Annotated in this window: 11 protein-coding genes; 3 read left to right on the top strand and 8 right to left on the bottom strand. The window is 64.7% G+C overall.

Features of this window, described 5'->3' with window-relative positions; genetic code table 11:
• Positions 1–78 precede the first annotated feature (78 nt).
• On the top strand, positions 79–1,662 hold the full coding sequence (locus tag UC34_RS14040) for an MFS transporter (RefSeq protein ID WP_044456038.1): 1,584 nt from the start codon (positions 79–81) through the stop codon (positions 1,660–1,662).
• Positions 1,663–1,717: 55 nt separating this feature from the next.
• Here UC34_RS14040 and UC34_RS14035 read toward each other — a convergent pair whose 3' ends face one another.
• Positions 1,718–2,056, bottom strand: a complete 339-nt coding sequence (locus tag UC34_RS14035) for a pirin-like C-terminal cupin domain-containing protein (protein ID WP_052811052.1) — start codon at positions 2,054–2,056, stop codon at positions 1,718–1,720.
• A gap of 135 nt (positions 2,057–2,191) precedes the next feature.
• Here UC34_RS14035 and UC34_RS14030 point away from each other — a divergent pair, with 135 nt between their 5' ends.
• Both UC34_RS14030 and map read left to right on the top strand, forming a co-directional pair.
• Entirely contained in the window at positions 2,192–2,446 is a 255-nt protein-coding gene (locus UC34_RS14030) for a ParD-like family protein (RefSeq protein ID WP_044456037.1), read from the top strand.
• Entirely contained in the window at positions 2,446–3,276 is an 831-nt protein-coding gene (gene map / locus UC34_RS14025) for a type I methionyl aminopeptidase (protein ID WP_044456036.1), read from the top strand. Before UC34_RS14030 ends, map begins: the two co-directional genes overlap by 1 nt.
• Before the next feature lie 144 nt (positions 3,277–3,420).
• On the opposite strand, the gene UC34_RS14020 is transcribed toward map, so the two are convergent.
• The 7 genes from UC34_RS14020 to UC34_RS13990 all read right to left on the bottom strand — a co-directional run bounded on the left by UC34_RS14020 (position 3,421) and on the right by UC34_RS13990 (position 14,144).
• Positions 3,421–4,245 carry a hypothetical protein gene (locus tag UC34_RS14020; protein WP_044456035.1) on the bottom strand — a complete coding sequence of 275 codons (825 nt, stop codon included), beginning with the start codon at positions 4,243–4,245 and terminating at the stop codon, positions 3,421–3,423.
• 320 nt (positions 4,246–4,565) lie between these two features.
• Positions 4,566–5,684 (bottom strand): HPP family protein, encoded by a 1,119-nt coding sequence (locus tag UC34_RS14015; RefSeq protein ID WP_044456034.1) that lies wholly within the window; start codon positions 5,682–5,684, stop codon positions 4,566–4,568.
• A gap of 380 nt (positions 5,685–6,064) precedes the next feature.
• Positions 6,065–6,481, bottom strand: a complete 417-nt coding sequence (locus tag UC34_RS14010) for an RcnB family protein (protein ID WP_044456032.1) — start codon at positions 6,479–6,481, stop codon at positions 6,065–6,067.
• A gap of 475 nt (positions 6,482–6,956) precedes the next feature.
• Positions 6,957–8,540, bottom strand: coding sequence for an efflux transporter outer membrane subunit (locus UC34_RS14005; RefSeq protein WP_044456031.1), 1,584 nt, complete (start codon positions 8,538–8,540; stop codon positions 6,957–6,959).
• Between the two features lie 12 nt (positions 8,541–8,552).
• Entirely contained in the window at positions 8,553–11,738 is a 3,186-nt protein-coding gene (locus tag UC34_RS14000) for an efflux RND transporter permease subunit (RefSeq protein ID WP_044456030.1), read from the bottom strand.
• Positions 11,739–11,821: 83 nt separating this feature from the next.
• Positions 11,822–13,177, bottom strand: a complete 1,356-nt coding sequence (locus tag UC34_RS13995; protein WP_072617477.1) for an efflux RND transporter periplasmic adaptor subunit — start codon at positions 13,175–13,177, stop codon at positions 11,822–11,824.
• A 28-nt stretch (positions 13,178–13,205) separates the two neighbouring features.
• Complete coding sequence (locus UC34_RS13990; RefSeq protein WP_044456029.1) at positions 13,206–14,144, bottom strand: alpha/beta hydrolase; 939 nt, start codon at positions 14,142–14,144, stop codon at positions 13,206–13,208.
• Positions 14,145–14,324 lie beyond the last annotated feature (180 nt).

Here is a 14,324-nt window from a genome sequence, read left to right as displayed (position 1 = left end):
TTGTGGGAATAAATGTCGGTAATAGGGAAACAGGTTCCCGATATATTACCTCTGACGTTATCCAATCCGGTGATTCCCATGACTCACACACCCACATCAAGAAACGCGGTGGCGCTCGCCGCCGTGTGCCTCACGTCCCTGATGTTCGGCCTCGAAATTTCCAGCGTGCCGACGGTGCTCTCCACACTGGAGCGCGTCTTGCAGGCCGACTTCCGACAGATCCAATGGATCATGAATGCTTACACGCTGGCCTGCACGACGGTGCTGATGGCCACCGGCACACTTGCCGACCGTTTCGGGCGCCGTCGCGTATACCTGATCAGCATCGTGGTCTTCGCGCTGACGTCGCTCGCATGCGGGCTCGCGCAAAGCGCCCCGGTGCTCATCGTGAGCCGCTTCTTGCAGGGCATGGGCGGCGGCGCCATGCTGATCTGTCAGGTCGCGGTGCTCTCGCACCAGTTTCGCGAAGGGCGCGAGCGCAGCAAGGCGTTCGGCGCGTGGGGCATCATCTTCGGCATCGGTCTGGGTTTCGGGCCCATCATCGGCGGCATGATCGTTGCCGTGGCGGACTGGCAGTGGGTTTTTCTGGTGCACGTGGTGCTCTCGCTCGTGGCGCTCGCACTGGTGTTGATCGGTGTGCAGGAGTCGCGCGATCCGCATGCGCATTATCTCGACGTGCCAGGCATCGTCACGCTCTCGCTTGCCACGTTCGGTCTGGTGTATTTCATTACGCAGGGTCCCGATCTCGGCATGGCCAGTGCGCAGGCGCTCGCCATCGCTGCCGCAACGGTGGCGAGCTTCGTCGCGTTTGTCTGGATCGAGAAGCGCAGTCCGCGTCCGATGTTCGATTTCGCCGTGTTTCGTATTCGACGCTTTTCCGGTGCGATGTTCGGTTCGATGGGCATGAACTTCAGCTACTGGTCGTTCATGATCTATCTGCCGATCTATTTCCAGGGGGCGTTCGGCTACACGAGCGTGGATGCCGGGCTGTCGCTGCTTGCCTACACGCTGCCCACGCTCGTCGTGCCACCGCTCGCCGAACGGCTGTCGCTACGATTCGACGCCCGCCGTGTCATCCCGCTGGGCCTCTTCACCATCGGTCTGGGTTTCCTGCTGATGAAGGTTGGCTCAGGCATGGCGCAGGCGAGCTGGCTCACGATGTTGCCCGGCTGTGTGCTTTGCGGCGTGGGACTGGGACTGACGAACACGCCGGTCACGAATACCGCGACCGGGGCGGTGTCGGCGAATCGGGCCGGCATGGCGTCGGGAATCGACATGAGCGCGCGACTGATCAGTCTGGCCATCAACATCGCCGTGATGGGATTCATTCTGCTCCAGGGGGTTGGCGCATATCTCGTCCGCGCGCTGCCATCGGGATTTGACGCGCACTCGCTGCGCTCCCTCGCAGAGAAGGTGGCTGCCGGTAGTCTGGAATCCGTTGCGCAGGGCAATGCGGCGCTCGCCGCGGCCGATCCGCAAGGGCAGATCGTGCACGCTGCGCTGGTGCATGGCTTCGGGTGGGTGATGGTGTATGGCGTCGTGGGCGCGTGGGGGCTGGCGCTGATGAGCGGGGTCGCGTTCGGCAAGGGTGGCAGTCAGGACGACACGGCGTCGCCCGCATCCGCACGGACGGGGCAGGCCGAGCACGCCAGGCAGATATGAGCGAAGCGGAGGGAGGGCAGGGGAAGGGCCGTCGTCGTGACCTGGGTGGTGACGGTTATGGCGATGCGCGACAGGCGCGCAACTGCGGGAACGTGTCGTCGTCCAGTTCACCGAATTCTCCACGCTGGTACGCCGAGATGCGGTCGTTGAGTTGCTCGATCGAGTTCATGACGAAGGGGCCGTGTTTGGCGATGGGTTCGTTCAGCGCAGGACCGGACAGCACGACGAAGTGCGTGTCGACGTCGGCGCTTGCGGCGCGCATGACGAGCGTTACGAGCGTGAAGCAAGCGTCGGGCGCGTCGTCGAGCACACCGACGGCGACGGCGTCTCCGGCTTGCCACTGACGTTGCGATCCGGCGACATCGACATGCAGCGCGCCGGAAATGACGCACACGATCGCATTCCACCCGCTTGAAGTTACGCGCACGGAACAATCGGCGGGCGGATCCTGATAAAGGGGAGAAGACATTTCGAGGCAAGGCTGGTAATATACGTTTCGTAGCTATTTCGTATATATGGAGCCTGCCCCATGGGTATCGTGAAGATATCGGAGCAAATGCATGAGGCGCTGCGCAACACCAGCGGCGCGCTCAGCCGCTCGATCAATGCGCAAGCCGAACATTGGCTGCGCGTCGGCATGCTTGCCGAACTGAATCCCACGATGAGTTATGGCGAGATTTGCCGTCGGCTCATCGAGACCGAAGGCGCGCCGGTCGGCCAGACCGGCGCTGTCGTTTCTCCAGCAACCGGTGCACCCGTCACCGTATTGAACAAGGTGGCCTAATGGTGCGCGAACGCGTTGTCATCCGCTCGAACGAAGAAATTGCCCTGTCGCGCCGCGCCGGGGAGCTTGCCGCACAGGTGCTTGCGATGATCGGCGAGCATGTGAAGCCCGGTGTCACGACCGACGAGCTCGACCGGCTCTGCCATGACTTCATCGTCAACGAGTTGAAGGCGATTCCGGCCAACGTCGGTTATCACGGTTATCCGAAGACGGTGTGTGCGTCGGTGAATCACGTGGTCTGCCACGGTATTCCCGGCGACAAGAAGTTGCACGACGGCGACATCGTGAACATCGACGTCGCACTGATCAAGGACGGCTGGTTCGGTGACACGAGCCGCATGTATTACGCGGGCAAGCCGAGCATTCTCGCCAAGCGTCTGGTCGACACGACGTACGAGGCGATGCTCGCGGGCATTCGTGCCGTGCGTCCTGGCGCGACGCTCGGCGACGTCGGCTACGCGATCCAGACGGTCGCACACCGGGAAGGCTTCAGCATCGTGCGCGACTACTGCGGGCACGGCATTGGCACCACGTATCACGACGATCCGCAGGTGCTGCATTACGGGCGCCCCGGCACGGGGCTGACGCTGCGCCCCGGCATGATCTTCACCATCGAACCGATGGTCAATGCCGGTAAGCCCGACACGAAGCAACTGGCCGATGGGTGGACCGTTGTCACGCGTGATCGCTCGCTCTCCGCGCAATGGGAACACATGGTCGCCGTCACCGAGACGGGCTTTCAGGTGCTCACGCAATGGCCGGACGGCCTCGGCGACTATGCGCGCTATGGGGCGCTGGATGCCGGTGTAGCGGCAGCGAACGCCGCTTGAGGTTGAGCGTGGCCGAGGAGGCGGACGAGGCCAACGAGGCCGTCAATTGCCGACGATCCCGCCGGTAGAGGCAGACGCCGATAAGGCCGACGGAACGAAGGGGCGCAGGTCACATGCCTGCGCCCCTTTTGTATCTGTGTTTGTTCAAACGTCGTCGGGTGCGCCTTCCAGATCGAGAAGGCGATTCGCATATCGGTGGTAGATCCAGCCGTTGCCCGCGCAGATGACAGCCATCCACACGACGGAGATGATCGCTTGCAGGATCAGCGCGGCGAGCACCAGCACCGTTGTGCTACCGGTCATCCGGACGAGCAATTCGACAAGGACCAACATCACGAGCGCGCCGACGATGATAGGCACGGCGATGGCCAGACCGGTGCCGAAAATCGACCAGAAGTGACCGCGCGTGTCCTGCCACGCGGCGCGCCAGCGTTTGCTGCGCCCGGCGCCGACCTGCGCCAGAATCAGCGAGAGGCGGATCGCAACGAATATCGCCAGACATAGCAACAGGACGAGAAGCGTCATCGCAAGGGCCGACGAGTCTCCCTGACCGGACAGGCGCATCGCTAACACGGCGATTACCATGATCGCTGCCGAGACCACGCCGAAGCCAAACCCGATCTGGATCGACGTCCACACGTAACGAACGACGTCGCGATACCAAGCGGTCCCACGCGCGAGTTCCGGCCCGAGCACGACGTAGCGCACGGCGTGAACGGCAAGTGTCGAGTACGCCACGACGTTCACAAAGCCGATGCCCAACGACACGAGCGCGAGTTTCAGACGGTATGCCGCGGGCATGCCGGTTTGGGCGGCATCGGCGGCAAGTTGCTTGACCGACGTGCCAAGCGCTAGCGTGACGAGAATGACGAGGGCAACGGTGATGGCGAGCAGCGGCCGATTGCGCAACGCGTTGAGACCGTCGATCCAGGCGCCTTTGAAACACTGTGTGAACGTGATCGGTTCCATGTTTCCCCTTGAGCGAATATCGCTTCGTCGATCGAAGCTGTGTGGTGACGGCGCGCCGGTGCGCTGGCCTGCCAGGCCGCAGCCATTCTTGCAGATCGCCTCACGGCTGACAATCGCAGGTGTCCGAGGGATCGGCTGCCGGGTGTCGCGCGCGTACTGGAGCGCGCGTGCCGCGTAGCGCCGGTGCATGAATGCGCAGAGAGCAGAGGCAAGCGGTTGAAAGCGGTGGAAAGCGAGGGAAAGCAGGGTAATGCGCGAGGCAGAGGAGGGCGCCGATCCGCGACGCCGGTTGGCATCGCAGACCTTTCGACGTTTGGCGCTTAAGCCGTCATGACCTTGCGAAGCACTTCGGCATGGGTGACAACGCCGACGAGCCGCGCGGCGTCGTCGAGTACGGGCAGCGTACCGTGACGTTGCGTCACGAGCAGCGGCACCAGCTCCGAGAGCGGCATGCCGGCGGTGGCCGACGGGAGATCGCCCTGCATCAGATCGCGCACTGCGCGGCGCTGGCCTCCCACGCCCAGCGACATCGCGAAGCGCGGCCAGCGCTGCCGGCGTGCGCGGCGGGTGTGCAAATCATGACGCGTCACGAGACCGATGACGCGGGCGTCGCCGTCGACGACCGGCAGGGCGTCCAGCCCGTGGCGCTGCAACAGACGCCACGCTGCCGGGACGTCTTCATGCGCCTGCACCTTGGCCAGTGGCGGGGCCATGACATCGGCCGCCGTCAGTTCTCGGGCACGCCGGGCGAATGCCTCGCGTTGCGTATCGCGCAACAGGCTGACCAAGTCGTCTGCCGAAATGTCGAGCAGTTCGCTGCGGCGGGCGAGGGCTTTTTCGGCGTCGGCGGTCGTGACCGGGATCGCCTGGGCATTGACCGGACGCGCCGCTGCCTGCGCACGCATTGCATGCGGATAGCGGTGACCGGTGAGGGCGTGATAGCCGATGGCGGCGCCCAAAAGCAGGACCGATTGCAGCGCGATGGGTTCGAGCACAAAGCCGTAGCCGAGTGCGTGAACGGACGGGCCGCCAAGCACCGCTGTCAGCGCGACCGCCCCCGAGGGCGGATGCACGCAGCGCAGCGTGAACATCAACGCAATCGCCACGCCCACCGCCGTGGCGGCGGCGACGACGGGCGACGTGATGAACATGGCGCACGTCACACCGACGACGGCCGCGACGAGATTGCCGCCGAGCATCGACCAGGGCTGTGCGAGCGGACTGGCGGGCACGCCGAACAGCAGTACGGCCGAGGCGCCCATGGGTGCGACCAGCCAGGGGATGTCGCTGGCCGGGCCGAGCAGCCATAGCATCAGCGCGCCGGTCAGCCCAATGCCGCACAAGGCGCCCAGGCCGGCGCGAAGTCGCTCGCGCCAGTGCACCGCCGCCACGGCGGGCAAAAAGCCCGCCATCCAGTCCCTTACATCGCGTCGTGTCATGGCCATCTCGTCCCGCGGGATCCGTTCCATCCGCCGCACCCGTTTGGGGCGGCTTTTTGATATTTTGTGCATGATATATCGTATATCGATGGATTGGCAGGAGGTGAGCGCATGATTTTAATGCTGCGGCGCAGCGAGATCAGCGTCTGGCGGCGACTGGCATCGAAGCGGTGCACCAAATCCAGGAAAACGGGACGCCAGGACAGCGGGGGGAGAACCTTGCTGGCTACGGAGGCCGCTGGCGTGCGGGCGGGAAGTCGGGCGCAGAGAAAGGCGGATGGGCGCCACAAACGAAACGCGGCAGGGTGGGAAACCCTGCCGCACGGCTGGCAAATCAGCGGAACGTTGCGACGTCAAATGTCATGGACGCCGGACGCTTATCAGTGTCCGCCCACGATCTGGACGATGACGCCTGAACTATTGACCAGCAGGAAGTCGGCGCCGACGCCAACCCAGTGGTGACCCCGCTTGGGCGGGTCGAGATGGTATTGGCGGTAGTCGTCGACCCGATACTGGGCGTCGCGATACTGTTGCGGTACGCGATCGCCCTTGCGCCAGTCGGGGTGTTGCCACGACGAATCGTCGCCGGGACCGCCCTGCGCGCGCGGCGGCGGGCCGCCATGCTTGCTCTTCTGAGGACCCTGGCCCGGAGGACCGCCATGCGGCCCGCCCGGCTGGTGTCCCGGTGGACCGCCTGGCCCGCCTTGCGGCGGCGGGCCGCCCTGAGCCAATGCGAGGGACGAGGAAACCGCCAGACCGGCGGCGAGGCAAAGCGACAGTGTCTTGCGCATCTTCATTGTTTGCACTCCTTATCGTAGGGTCGAAAGACCGAACGCGGGGGAAGCATTCGAGATGACTTGCCAGCGACGGTCGTCGCGCCCATGTCCACCCTGCGGCGCACGAATGCGGCGAACCGTGTGTTCATCCTACCATCGTCGGCAAAAAAAACGCCCGGACATGCCCAATGTCTTTTGACCTGAGGCATGCGCCGGGCAAGCAGGGACGCAGGGAAGAAAACTTTTACGCGCGCTCGCTTTCAAGCTGTCACGCTATTACGCGACGAAGCGCGGGTGCACCGGGACCGGCGGCGCGCCTGGCCCGCATCGGGGGCAGGTCAGCGGGCCACTCGTCTTGGGGGTACGAGCGCGGCCGCCGGTTCGGTGCATTCCTGGCGTTCACTTCGCCGTGACACCCTCGGGGGCGGGTGTCACGACGGTTGCAGTGCAATCGCTGCAACTCGTTATGGCGCGTGGCGCTGTTCGCCACGTGCGCTCAGCGAGCCGCCACCGTGGCGCCGTTCGCCGTCGACGCGCTGGCCGTCGGGGCGGCGGCACCTTCGGTCGTGCCGGGGGGCGTGCCGTCGGGCGACTTGGGCAAATCGCCCCAGCCACCGCCCAATGCCCGAATCAGGTTGACCGTCGACACGGCCTGCGCCCCGGCCAGTTGCACGGCGCTACGGCGCGTTTGCAAGACGGTGCGCTCGGCGTCGATGACGTCCAGATAGGCAATCGAGCCTTCCTGATATTGCGTGCGCGAGAGTTGCGCCGCGCGGCTCGATGCCTTGACGGCGTCGTCTTGCGCCCGCGTTTGCTGCGAGAGCAGACGCAGGTTCGACAGGTTGTCTTCGACCTCCTGGAACGCCACCAACACTTGCTGACGATAGTTCGCGACGTCCTCCTCGTACTGCGCACGCGCACGCGACAGGTTGCCGCTGCGCGCACCGCCGTCGAAGATCGGCATCGAGAGCAGGCCACCGACCACCGGGCCGAGCAGGAACGTACGGCTCGACCAGTTGAACAGGTCGCCCAGCGTGGCGGCTTCAAAGCCACCCGAGCCGGTTAGCGACAGCGAGGGGAAGAAGGCTGCCTTCGCCACGCCGATGCGCGAGTTCGCTGCGGCCATTGCGCGCTCGGCGGCGGCGATGTCGGGGCGGCGCTCCAGCAATGCCGAGGGCAGACCCGCTGGAATGCGGACCGTGACCGGCACCAGCGGCGACGGTGCGAACGTGAACTCGGCCGGCGTTTTGCCAAGCAGAATCGCGAGGCTGTGCTCGGACGCGGCACGCAGACGCGCCACTGCAAGCGCATCGGACTGCGCCGTGGCCAGTTCGGCCTTGGCGCGCGCCACGTCGAGCTCACCGATATCGCCTTCGGAGAAGCGACGCTGCACCAGTTTCAGGGCTTCTTCGCGCAGCGTGACCGTCTGCGTGTACAACGCCTGTTCGGCGTCGAGCTCGCGCAGATTGAAGTAGTTCTGCGCGACGTCGGCTTGCAGCGCTAGTTGCACCGAGCGGTACAGGGCTTCGCTCTGTTCGGCATCTGCCCGGGCAGCGGCGACGTTATCCGACACGCGGCCGAACAGATCGACCTCGTAGCCCACGCTCGCCTGCGCACGCCACACCGTGAACGGCGCGATGTTCGTGCCGTCCGGTTGCATCTGCGACGCCGGCGAGACCTTCTGACGCGACGGGCCGAATCCGGCGTCGAGCGTCGGGAACAGCGCCGCGCGTGCCTGACGCTGCACGCCACGGGCTTCCTGCACGCGGGCGGCGGCCGCCTTCAGGTTCTGGTTGGCTGACAGCGCGTCTTCTTCCAGCTTGTCGAGTGCGGCATCGCCGAACACCTTCCACCATTCGCCGCGCGCCATCGCTTCCGACGGCTCGGCGGTCTTCCACGTGCCGGCTTCACCCGCTGCGAGCGTGGCGGTGGACGCGTCTTCCTTGAATGCCGTGGGCGTTCCCTTGTCGGTCACCTTCGGCACTTCGTACGTGGGGGCCATCGAGCAGCCCGCCACCACCAGCAGGGTGGCGAGCAACCCCGACACACCCAGACTGCGTTTCATCCATTGCGATTGCATGATTGGCATCCTTCAGACTTCGGCCTTGACGTTGGCGGGCATGGTCGACGCGTGCGCACTATGCAGCGGCTTCTTGCCAGCCAGCGTACGGAGCAGTACGTAGAACACCGGCGTGAGGATCAGACCGAAACCGGTCACTCCGATCATGCCGAAGAACACGGCCACCCCCATCGCGTGACGCATTTCCGAACCGGCGCCGGACGAGGTCACCAGCGGCACCACACCCATGATGAACGCGATGGACGTCATCAGAATCGGGCGCAGACGCAGACGGCTGGCTTCGATAGCGGCCGCAATCGCGGTGCGTCCCTGCATTTCGAGTTCGCGCGCAAACTCCACGATCAGAATCGCGTTCTTCGCGGAAAGTCCCACCAGCACCATCAAACCGATCTGCGTGAAGATGTTGTTGTCGCCCCGGGTGAGCCACACCCCGAACAGCGCGGACATGATGCTCATCGGCACGATCATGATCACGGCCAGCGGCAGCGTCAGGCTTTCGTACTGTGCGGCGAGCACCAGGAACACCAGCAGCACCGAGATCGGAAACACCCACAGCGCCGAGTCGCCCGCGAGAATCTGCTGATACGTCAGGTCGGTCCACTCGAATTTCACGCCGCGCGGCAGCGTTTCGGCAGCAATGCGCTCCACTGCGGCCTGTGCCTGCCCGGACGAATAGCCCGGCGCCGGACCGCCGTTGATGTCGGCGGCGGTATAGCCGTTGTAGCGAACCACCATTTCCGGACCGTACGTCGGCGAAACCTTCACCAGCGACGAGAGCGGAACCATGTCGCCGCTGGTGTTGCGCGTCTTGAGCAACCCGATGTCTTCAGCATGGGCGCGATACGGCGCGTCGGCCTGCACACGGACCTGGTACACGCGACCGAACTTGTTGAAGTCGTTCACGTACAGCGATCCGAGGTAGATCTGCATGGTGTCGAATACATCGGTGATCGGCACGCCCAACTGCTTGGCCTTCACCCGGTCGAGGTCGACGTTCAACTGCGGCACGTTGATCTGGTACGACGAGAACGTCGGGCCCAGTTCCTTCGTCTGCGAGGCCTTCTTGATGAACGCCTGCGTCGCGTTGTTCAGGGCCTCGTAGCCGAGTGCGCCACGGTCTTCCACTTGCAGCTTGAAGCCGCCGAGCGTACCCAGACCCATCACCGGCGGGGGCGGGAACACGGCGATGAACGAATCCTTGTTCTTCGCGTATTCGGCATTGAGCTTCGCGGCGATGGCGGCGGCCGACATCGATTTGTCCTTGCGCTCGGAGAACGGCTTGAGCATGACGAACGCGATACCTGCCGAGGACGAGTTGGTGAAGCCGTTGACCGACAACCCCGGGAACGCCACGGAACTCTTCACGCCGGGGATCTTCAGCGCAATGTCCGTCATGTCGCGGATGACTTTCTCCGTGCGGTCGAGCGATGCCCCATTGGGCAACTGCGCGAACGCGACGAGGTATTCCTTGTCCTGCGCGGGTACAAATCCGCCGGGGACCACTTTGCCCAGCAACACCGTAATACCGAGCAGCACCGCGAAGATCGCCATCATGACGGCCTTGCGACCGATCACGCGGGTGACGCCATTGCCATATTTCTCCGAACCGCGATGGAACACACGGTTGAACGCGTTGAAGAAGCCGCCGAGATAGCGGTTCATCTGGCGCGTAAGCCAGTCCGGCTTGGCGTGATGGTCCCGGAGCAGCAGGGCGGCCATGGCCGGCGAGAGCGTGAGCGAGTTGAAGGCCGAGATCACCGTCGAGATGGCGATGGTCATGGCGAACTGCTTGTAGAACTGACCCGTCAGACCCGACATGAACGCGAGCGGCACGAACACGGCCACGAGCGTGAGGGCGATCGCGATAATCGGACCGCTGACTTCGCGCATCGCCTGATAGGTGGCTTCCTTCGGCGTGAGACCCGCCGCAATGTTCCGCTCGACGTTCTCCACCACCACGATGGCATCGTCCACCACGATACCGATGGCCAACACCATGCCGAACAGCGACAACGCATTGATCGAGTAACCGAAGCCGAGCAGCAGGGCGAACGTACCCACGATCGACACCGGCACGGCGAGCAGCGGGATGATCGAGGCACGCCACGTTTGCAGGAACACGATCACCACCAGCACCACCAGGGCGATGGCTTCGAGCAGCGTGTGGCTCACGGCCTTGATCGACGAGCGCACGAACTGCGTCGGGTCGTACTCGATGCGGTATTCGACCCCCGGGGGCATATCCTTTTGCAGATCCGCCATCGCTGCGCGAACGTCGTCCGATATTTGCAGCGAGTTGGCGCCGGGCGACTGGTTGATACCGAGACCGACGGCCGGCTTGTTGTCGAGCAAGGAGCGCAGGCTGTACGACGAAGCATCGAGTTGCACGCGGGCCACATCGCTCAGATGCGTCACGGCACCGTCCGGCGACGTCTTCAGAATGATGTCGCGGAACTCTTCTTCCGTGTTCAGACGGCCACGTGCGTTGACGTTCAGTTGCAGTGGCGTGTTCGGGCCGGCCGGCGTCGCGCCGATCACGCCGGCGGCAACCTGCACGTTCTGTTCGCGAATGGCCCTGACCACGTCCGATGCCGTCAGGCCACGCTGGGCAACCTTGGCCGGATCGAGCCAGACACGCATCGAGTAGTCGCCCGCTCCCCACAACTGCACTTCTCCGACGCCCTGAATGCGCGAGAGGCGATCCTTGACGTTGATGAGCGCGTAGTTGCGCAGGTACGTCATGTCGTAACGGTCGTTCGGCGAGATCAGGTGCACCACCATCGTGAGCGTGGGCGAGGACTTGATCGTCGTCACGCCCAGACGCTGCACGTCGTCCGGCAGGCGCGGCAGCGCTTGCGAGACACGGTTCTGCACGAGCTGCTGTGCCTTGTCCGGGTCCGTGCCCAGACGGAAGGTCACCGTCGTGGTGAGGTTGCCGTCGCTATTGGCCTGCGACTGCATGTACAGCATGTTCTCCACGCCGTTGATCTGCTCCTCGAGCGGAGACGCAACGGTCTCGGCGATCACCTTTGGGTTCGCGCCGGGGTATTGGGCATGCACGACGACCGACGGTGGAACCACTTCCGGGTATTCCGAAATCGGCAGCTGGAACACGGCGATCAGGCCGGCCAGCAGCGTGAGGACCGAAAGCACGCCCGCAAATATGGGCCGGTCGATAAAGAATTTTGAGATGTTCATGACGAAACTCTGGGGTGTCGTTCAGCGTGCAATGTTGCTGTGTGCCTGCACGCGCATTTCGCGCAACGGACAGACCGCGTCGATCACGAGCGCGAAGCGGCATGCTTCGCCGTGCTCGTTGCGACCGATTGCGTCTTGCTGTCGTTTTGCGAAGTTTTCTGTATCGCTTTGGTGTCCTCAGCGTTGCGGGTACCGTTGGCGCTGGCTTCCGACTGGGCGGAGACTTTGGCAGCATCACTGCTCCCTGCGCCCGCGACGGCTGTCGTGGCGACGTCGTGGCCTTCGCCGGTGTCTCCGGCCATCTTCACGACCTTCGGCGAGACGGCGTCACCCGGGCGCACGCGTTGCAGGCCGTTCACGATGATCCGCTCGCCGTCCTTCAGGCCGCCAGCGATTTCCACGAGACCGCCGTGGCGCTCACCGAGCTGGACTTCGCGGTATTGCGCCTTGTTCGCCTGGTCGACCACCATCACGTACTTCTTGCTCTGGTCGGTGCCGACCGCGGCTTCGTCCACCAGCAGGGCGGGGTGCGGCTCGCCGCCGCCCACGCGAATGCGGGCGTACAGGCCGGGGACCAGCGCGCCGTCGGCATTGTCGAAGCGCGCACGCACGCGGATCGTGCCGGACGTGGTGTCGAAGCGGTTATCGACCGAGTACACCGTGCCCTTGCGCGAGTACCCGGATTCGTTGGCGAGACCCAGATCGACCGGCACGCCGTTCGGTTTGGCGGTGTCCTTCGAGAGATAGCGCAGGTACGTCTGTTCGTCGACGTCGAAAGCGGCATAGATCGGCGAGACGGACACGACCGTGGTCAGCGCGGGCGACTGCGCGCCAGCCGACACGGTGTTGCCGACCGTGATTTCCGCACGCGAGACGCGACCCGCCACCGGCGCCACGATCTGCGTGTAGCCGAGGTTGATGCGAGCGGTTTCCAGCGCGGCCTTGGCGGCCTTCACGTTGGCGACGGCCTCGCGCGCCGCGTTTTCCTTCTGGTCGAAGTCCTTCTTCGCGATGGCGTTATCCGCGATCAGGCGCTGCGCGCGAGCCAGATCGGTGCTGGTGAAGACGTCGCGGGCCTGCGCGGACGCGAGCTGTGCCGCCGCGCGGTCGACTTCGGCGGCATACGGGCGCGGGTCGATCGTGAAGAGCGGATCCCCCTTCTTCACGAGCTGGCCGTCCTTGAAATGCACGGCGGTGATGGTGCCTGATACGAGCGGCTTGATATCGACGTGGTCGACCGCGTCGAGGCGACCCGAATAGCTTTGCCAATCGGTCACGGTTCGCGAGAGCACATTGGCAACGTCGACTTCCACGGTAGGCATGACCTGCGCGGCGGGTGTGCTGGCGTCGACGCGCACGACGGTGAGTGTGCCGATGGCCAGCAGCGCGGCGGTGGCGGCAGCGGCGATAAGGACGGGTTTGCGAGCGAGGGTGGTCATTTTTTCAAATCTCCGGGATCGGATGGACTCACTGGGTAGAGCCGGTAACAGGCAGTGCCAGCCGGCGTGTCAGGAACGTGGCCACCTCCCGCAGCGCGGCGGGAAGCGCGGCCAGGCCGTAATGGGAAGCGCTGCGATGGCGCGTGACTTGTGTCGGCACGCCGGCCGCAATGAGCTCGGCAGCGTATTTTTCAGCTTCGACGTGCAACAGGTCGTGTTCGGCGGAGGCGATCAGCGTGGGCGGCAGGCCCGCGAGACGGCGTGATTCGAGCGGTGCGGCATACGGATGCAGGCGTTGCGTGGCATGCGGCAGGTAGGCGCGATAGCAGCGGGCGCACTCGCTGGCTTCGATGTCGCTGGGCGTACGGCCGTCGGCCAGACGCGTCATGCTGGGATCGAGCAAGGGCGCGAGCAGCGCCTGCGCGGCCACGCTGATCTCGCCGCGGTCGCGGGCGATCATCGTGAGGGCGGCCGCAATGTTGCCGCCCGCGTCGTGGCCGACCACGGCCAGCCGGCGCGTGCTCGCCCCATAGCGGCGGGCGTGGCGTTGCAGCCAGAGGGCAGCGCACCAGGCATCTTCCGGCGCCGCAGGAAACGGATGCTCGGGCGCGAGCGAGTAGCCGACCGAGACCACCAGCGCCGGCACGTGCGCGGCGAGGTAGCGTGCCGCGGCGTCGCCGTCGTCGAGGGAGCCCTTGCAAAAGCCGCCGCCATGGAAGTAGAGCACGGCAGGCAAATGGGCTTCGAGCGGCACCACCACGCCGGGCTGGCCCGCATGCTCGGCCGCTGCCCCGGGCGCGTGACCACCGTGCAGGCCGACCGGCCGGTATAGCCGCAGCGTCACCGGGACAACATGGCCGGGGATGGTCACCTCTTCGATGCGCAGACCGTCCTCGGTGCGGAAAGTCGTGGCGCTTGCCCCCGGTTTTCCCGATTGCCCTGGCTTCGACTTGGCATTGACTGACATATGGCGTCGGGCTCGCGCGAGCGATACCCCTCTGATGACATTGGATGGAGCGAAGTCTAGAGGCCACGGACATTGGGATAAACGCCTATAATTTGGCAACACTGTTCGGCCAGCTCGACTAATCGGTCTCAGCCTTATGGGCATTGGCTTATGCCATCGACCAATAAGCATATGCAGTTG

Origin of the sequence: Pandoraea vervacti (assembly GCF_000934605.2) — a bacterium.
GTDB lineage: Bacteria > Pseudomonadota > Gammaproteobacteria > Burkholderiales > Burkholderiaceae > Pandoraea > Pandoraea vervacti.
This window is presented reverse-complemented; position numbering and strand designations above follow the sequence as displayed.

Excerpts from the sequence above, each read along its gene's own strand:
- UC34_RS14010 (WP_044456032.1), bottom strand. The coding sequence starts at position 6,481 with ATGAAGATGCGCAAGACACTGTCGCTTTGCCTCGCCGCCGGTCTGGCG.
- UC34_RS14015 (WP_044456034.1), bottom strand. The coding sequence starts at position 5,684 with ATGACACGACGCGATGTAAGGGACTGGATGGCGGGCTTTTTGCCCGCC.
- UC34_RS14000 (WP_044456030.1), bottom strand. The coding sequence starts at position 11,738 with ATGAACATCTCAAAATTCTTTATCGACCGGCCCATATTTGCGGGCGTG.
- UC34_RS14020 (WP_044456035.1), bottom strand. The coding sequence starts at position 4,245 with ATGGAACCGATCACGTTCACACAGTGTTTCAAAGGCGCCTGGATCGAC.
- UC34_RS13995 (WP_072617477.1), bottom strand. The coding sequence starts at position 13,177 with ATGACCACCCTCGCTCGCAAACCCGTCCTTATCGCCGCTGCCGCCACC.
- UC34_RS13990 (WP_044456029.1), bottom strand. The coding sequence starts at position 14,144 with ATGTCAGTCAATGCCAAGTCGAAGCCAGGGCAATCGGGAAAACCGGGG.
- UC34_RS14040 (WP_044456038.1), top strand. The coding sequence starts at position 79 with ATGACTCACACACCCACATCAAGAAACGCGGTGGCGCTCGCCGCCGTG.
- map (WP_044456036.1), top strand. The coding sequence starts at position 2,446 with ATGGTGCGCGAACGCGTTGTCATCCGCTCGAACGAAGAAATTGCCCTG.
- UC34_RS14030 (WP_044456037.1), top strand. The coding sequence starts at position 2,192 with ATGGGTATCGTGAAGATATCGGAGCAAATGCATGAGGCGCTGCGCAAC.
- UC34_RS14005 (WP_044456031.1), bottom strand. The coding sequence starts at position 8,540 with ATGCAATCGCAATGGATGAAACGCAGTCTGGGTGTGTCGGGGTTGCTC.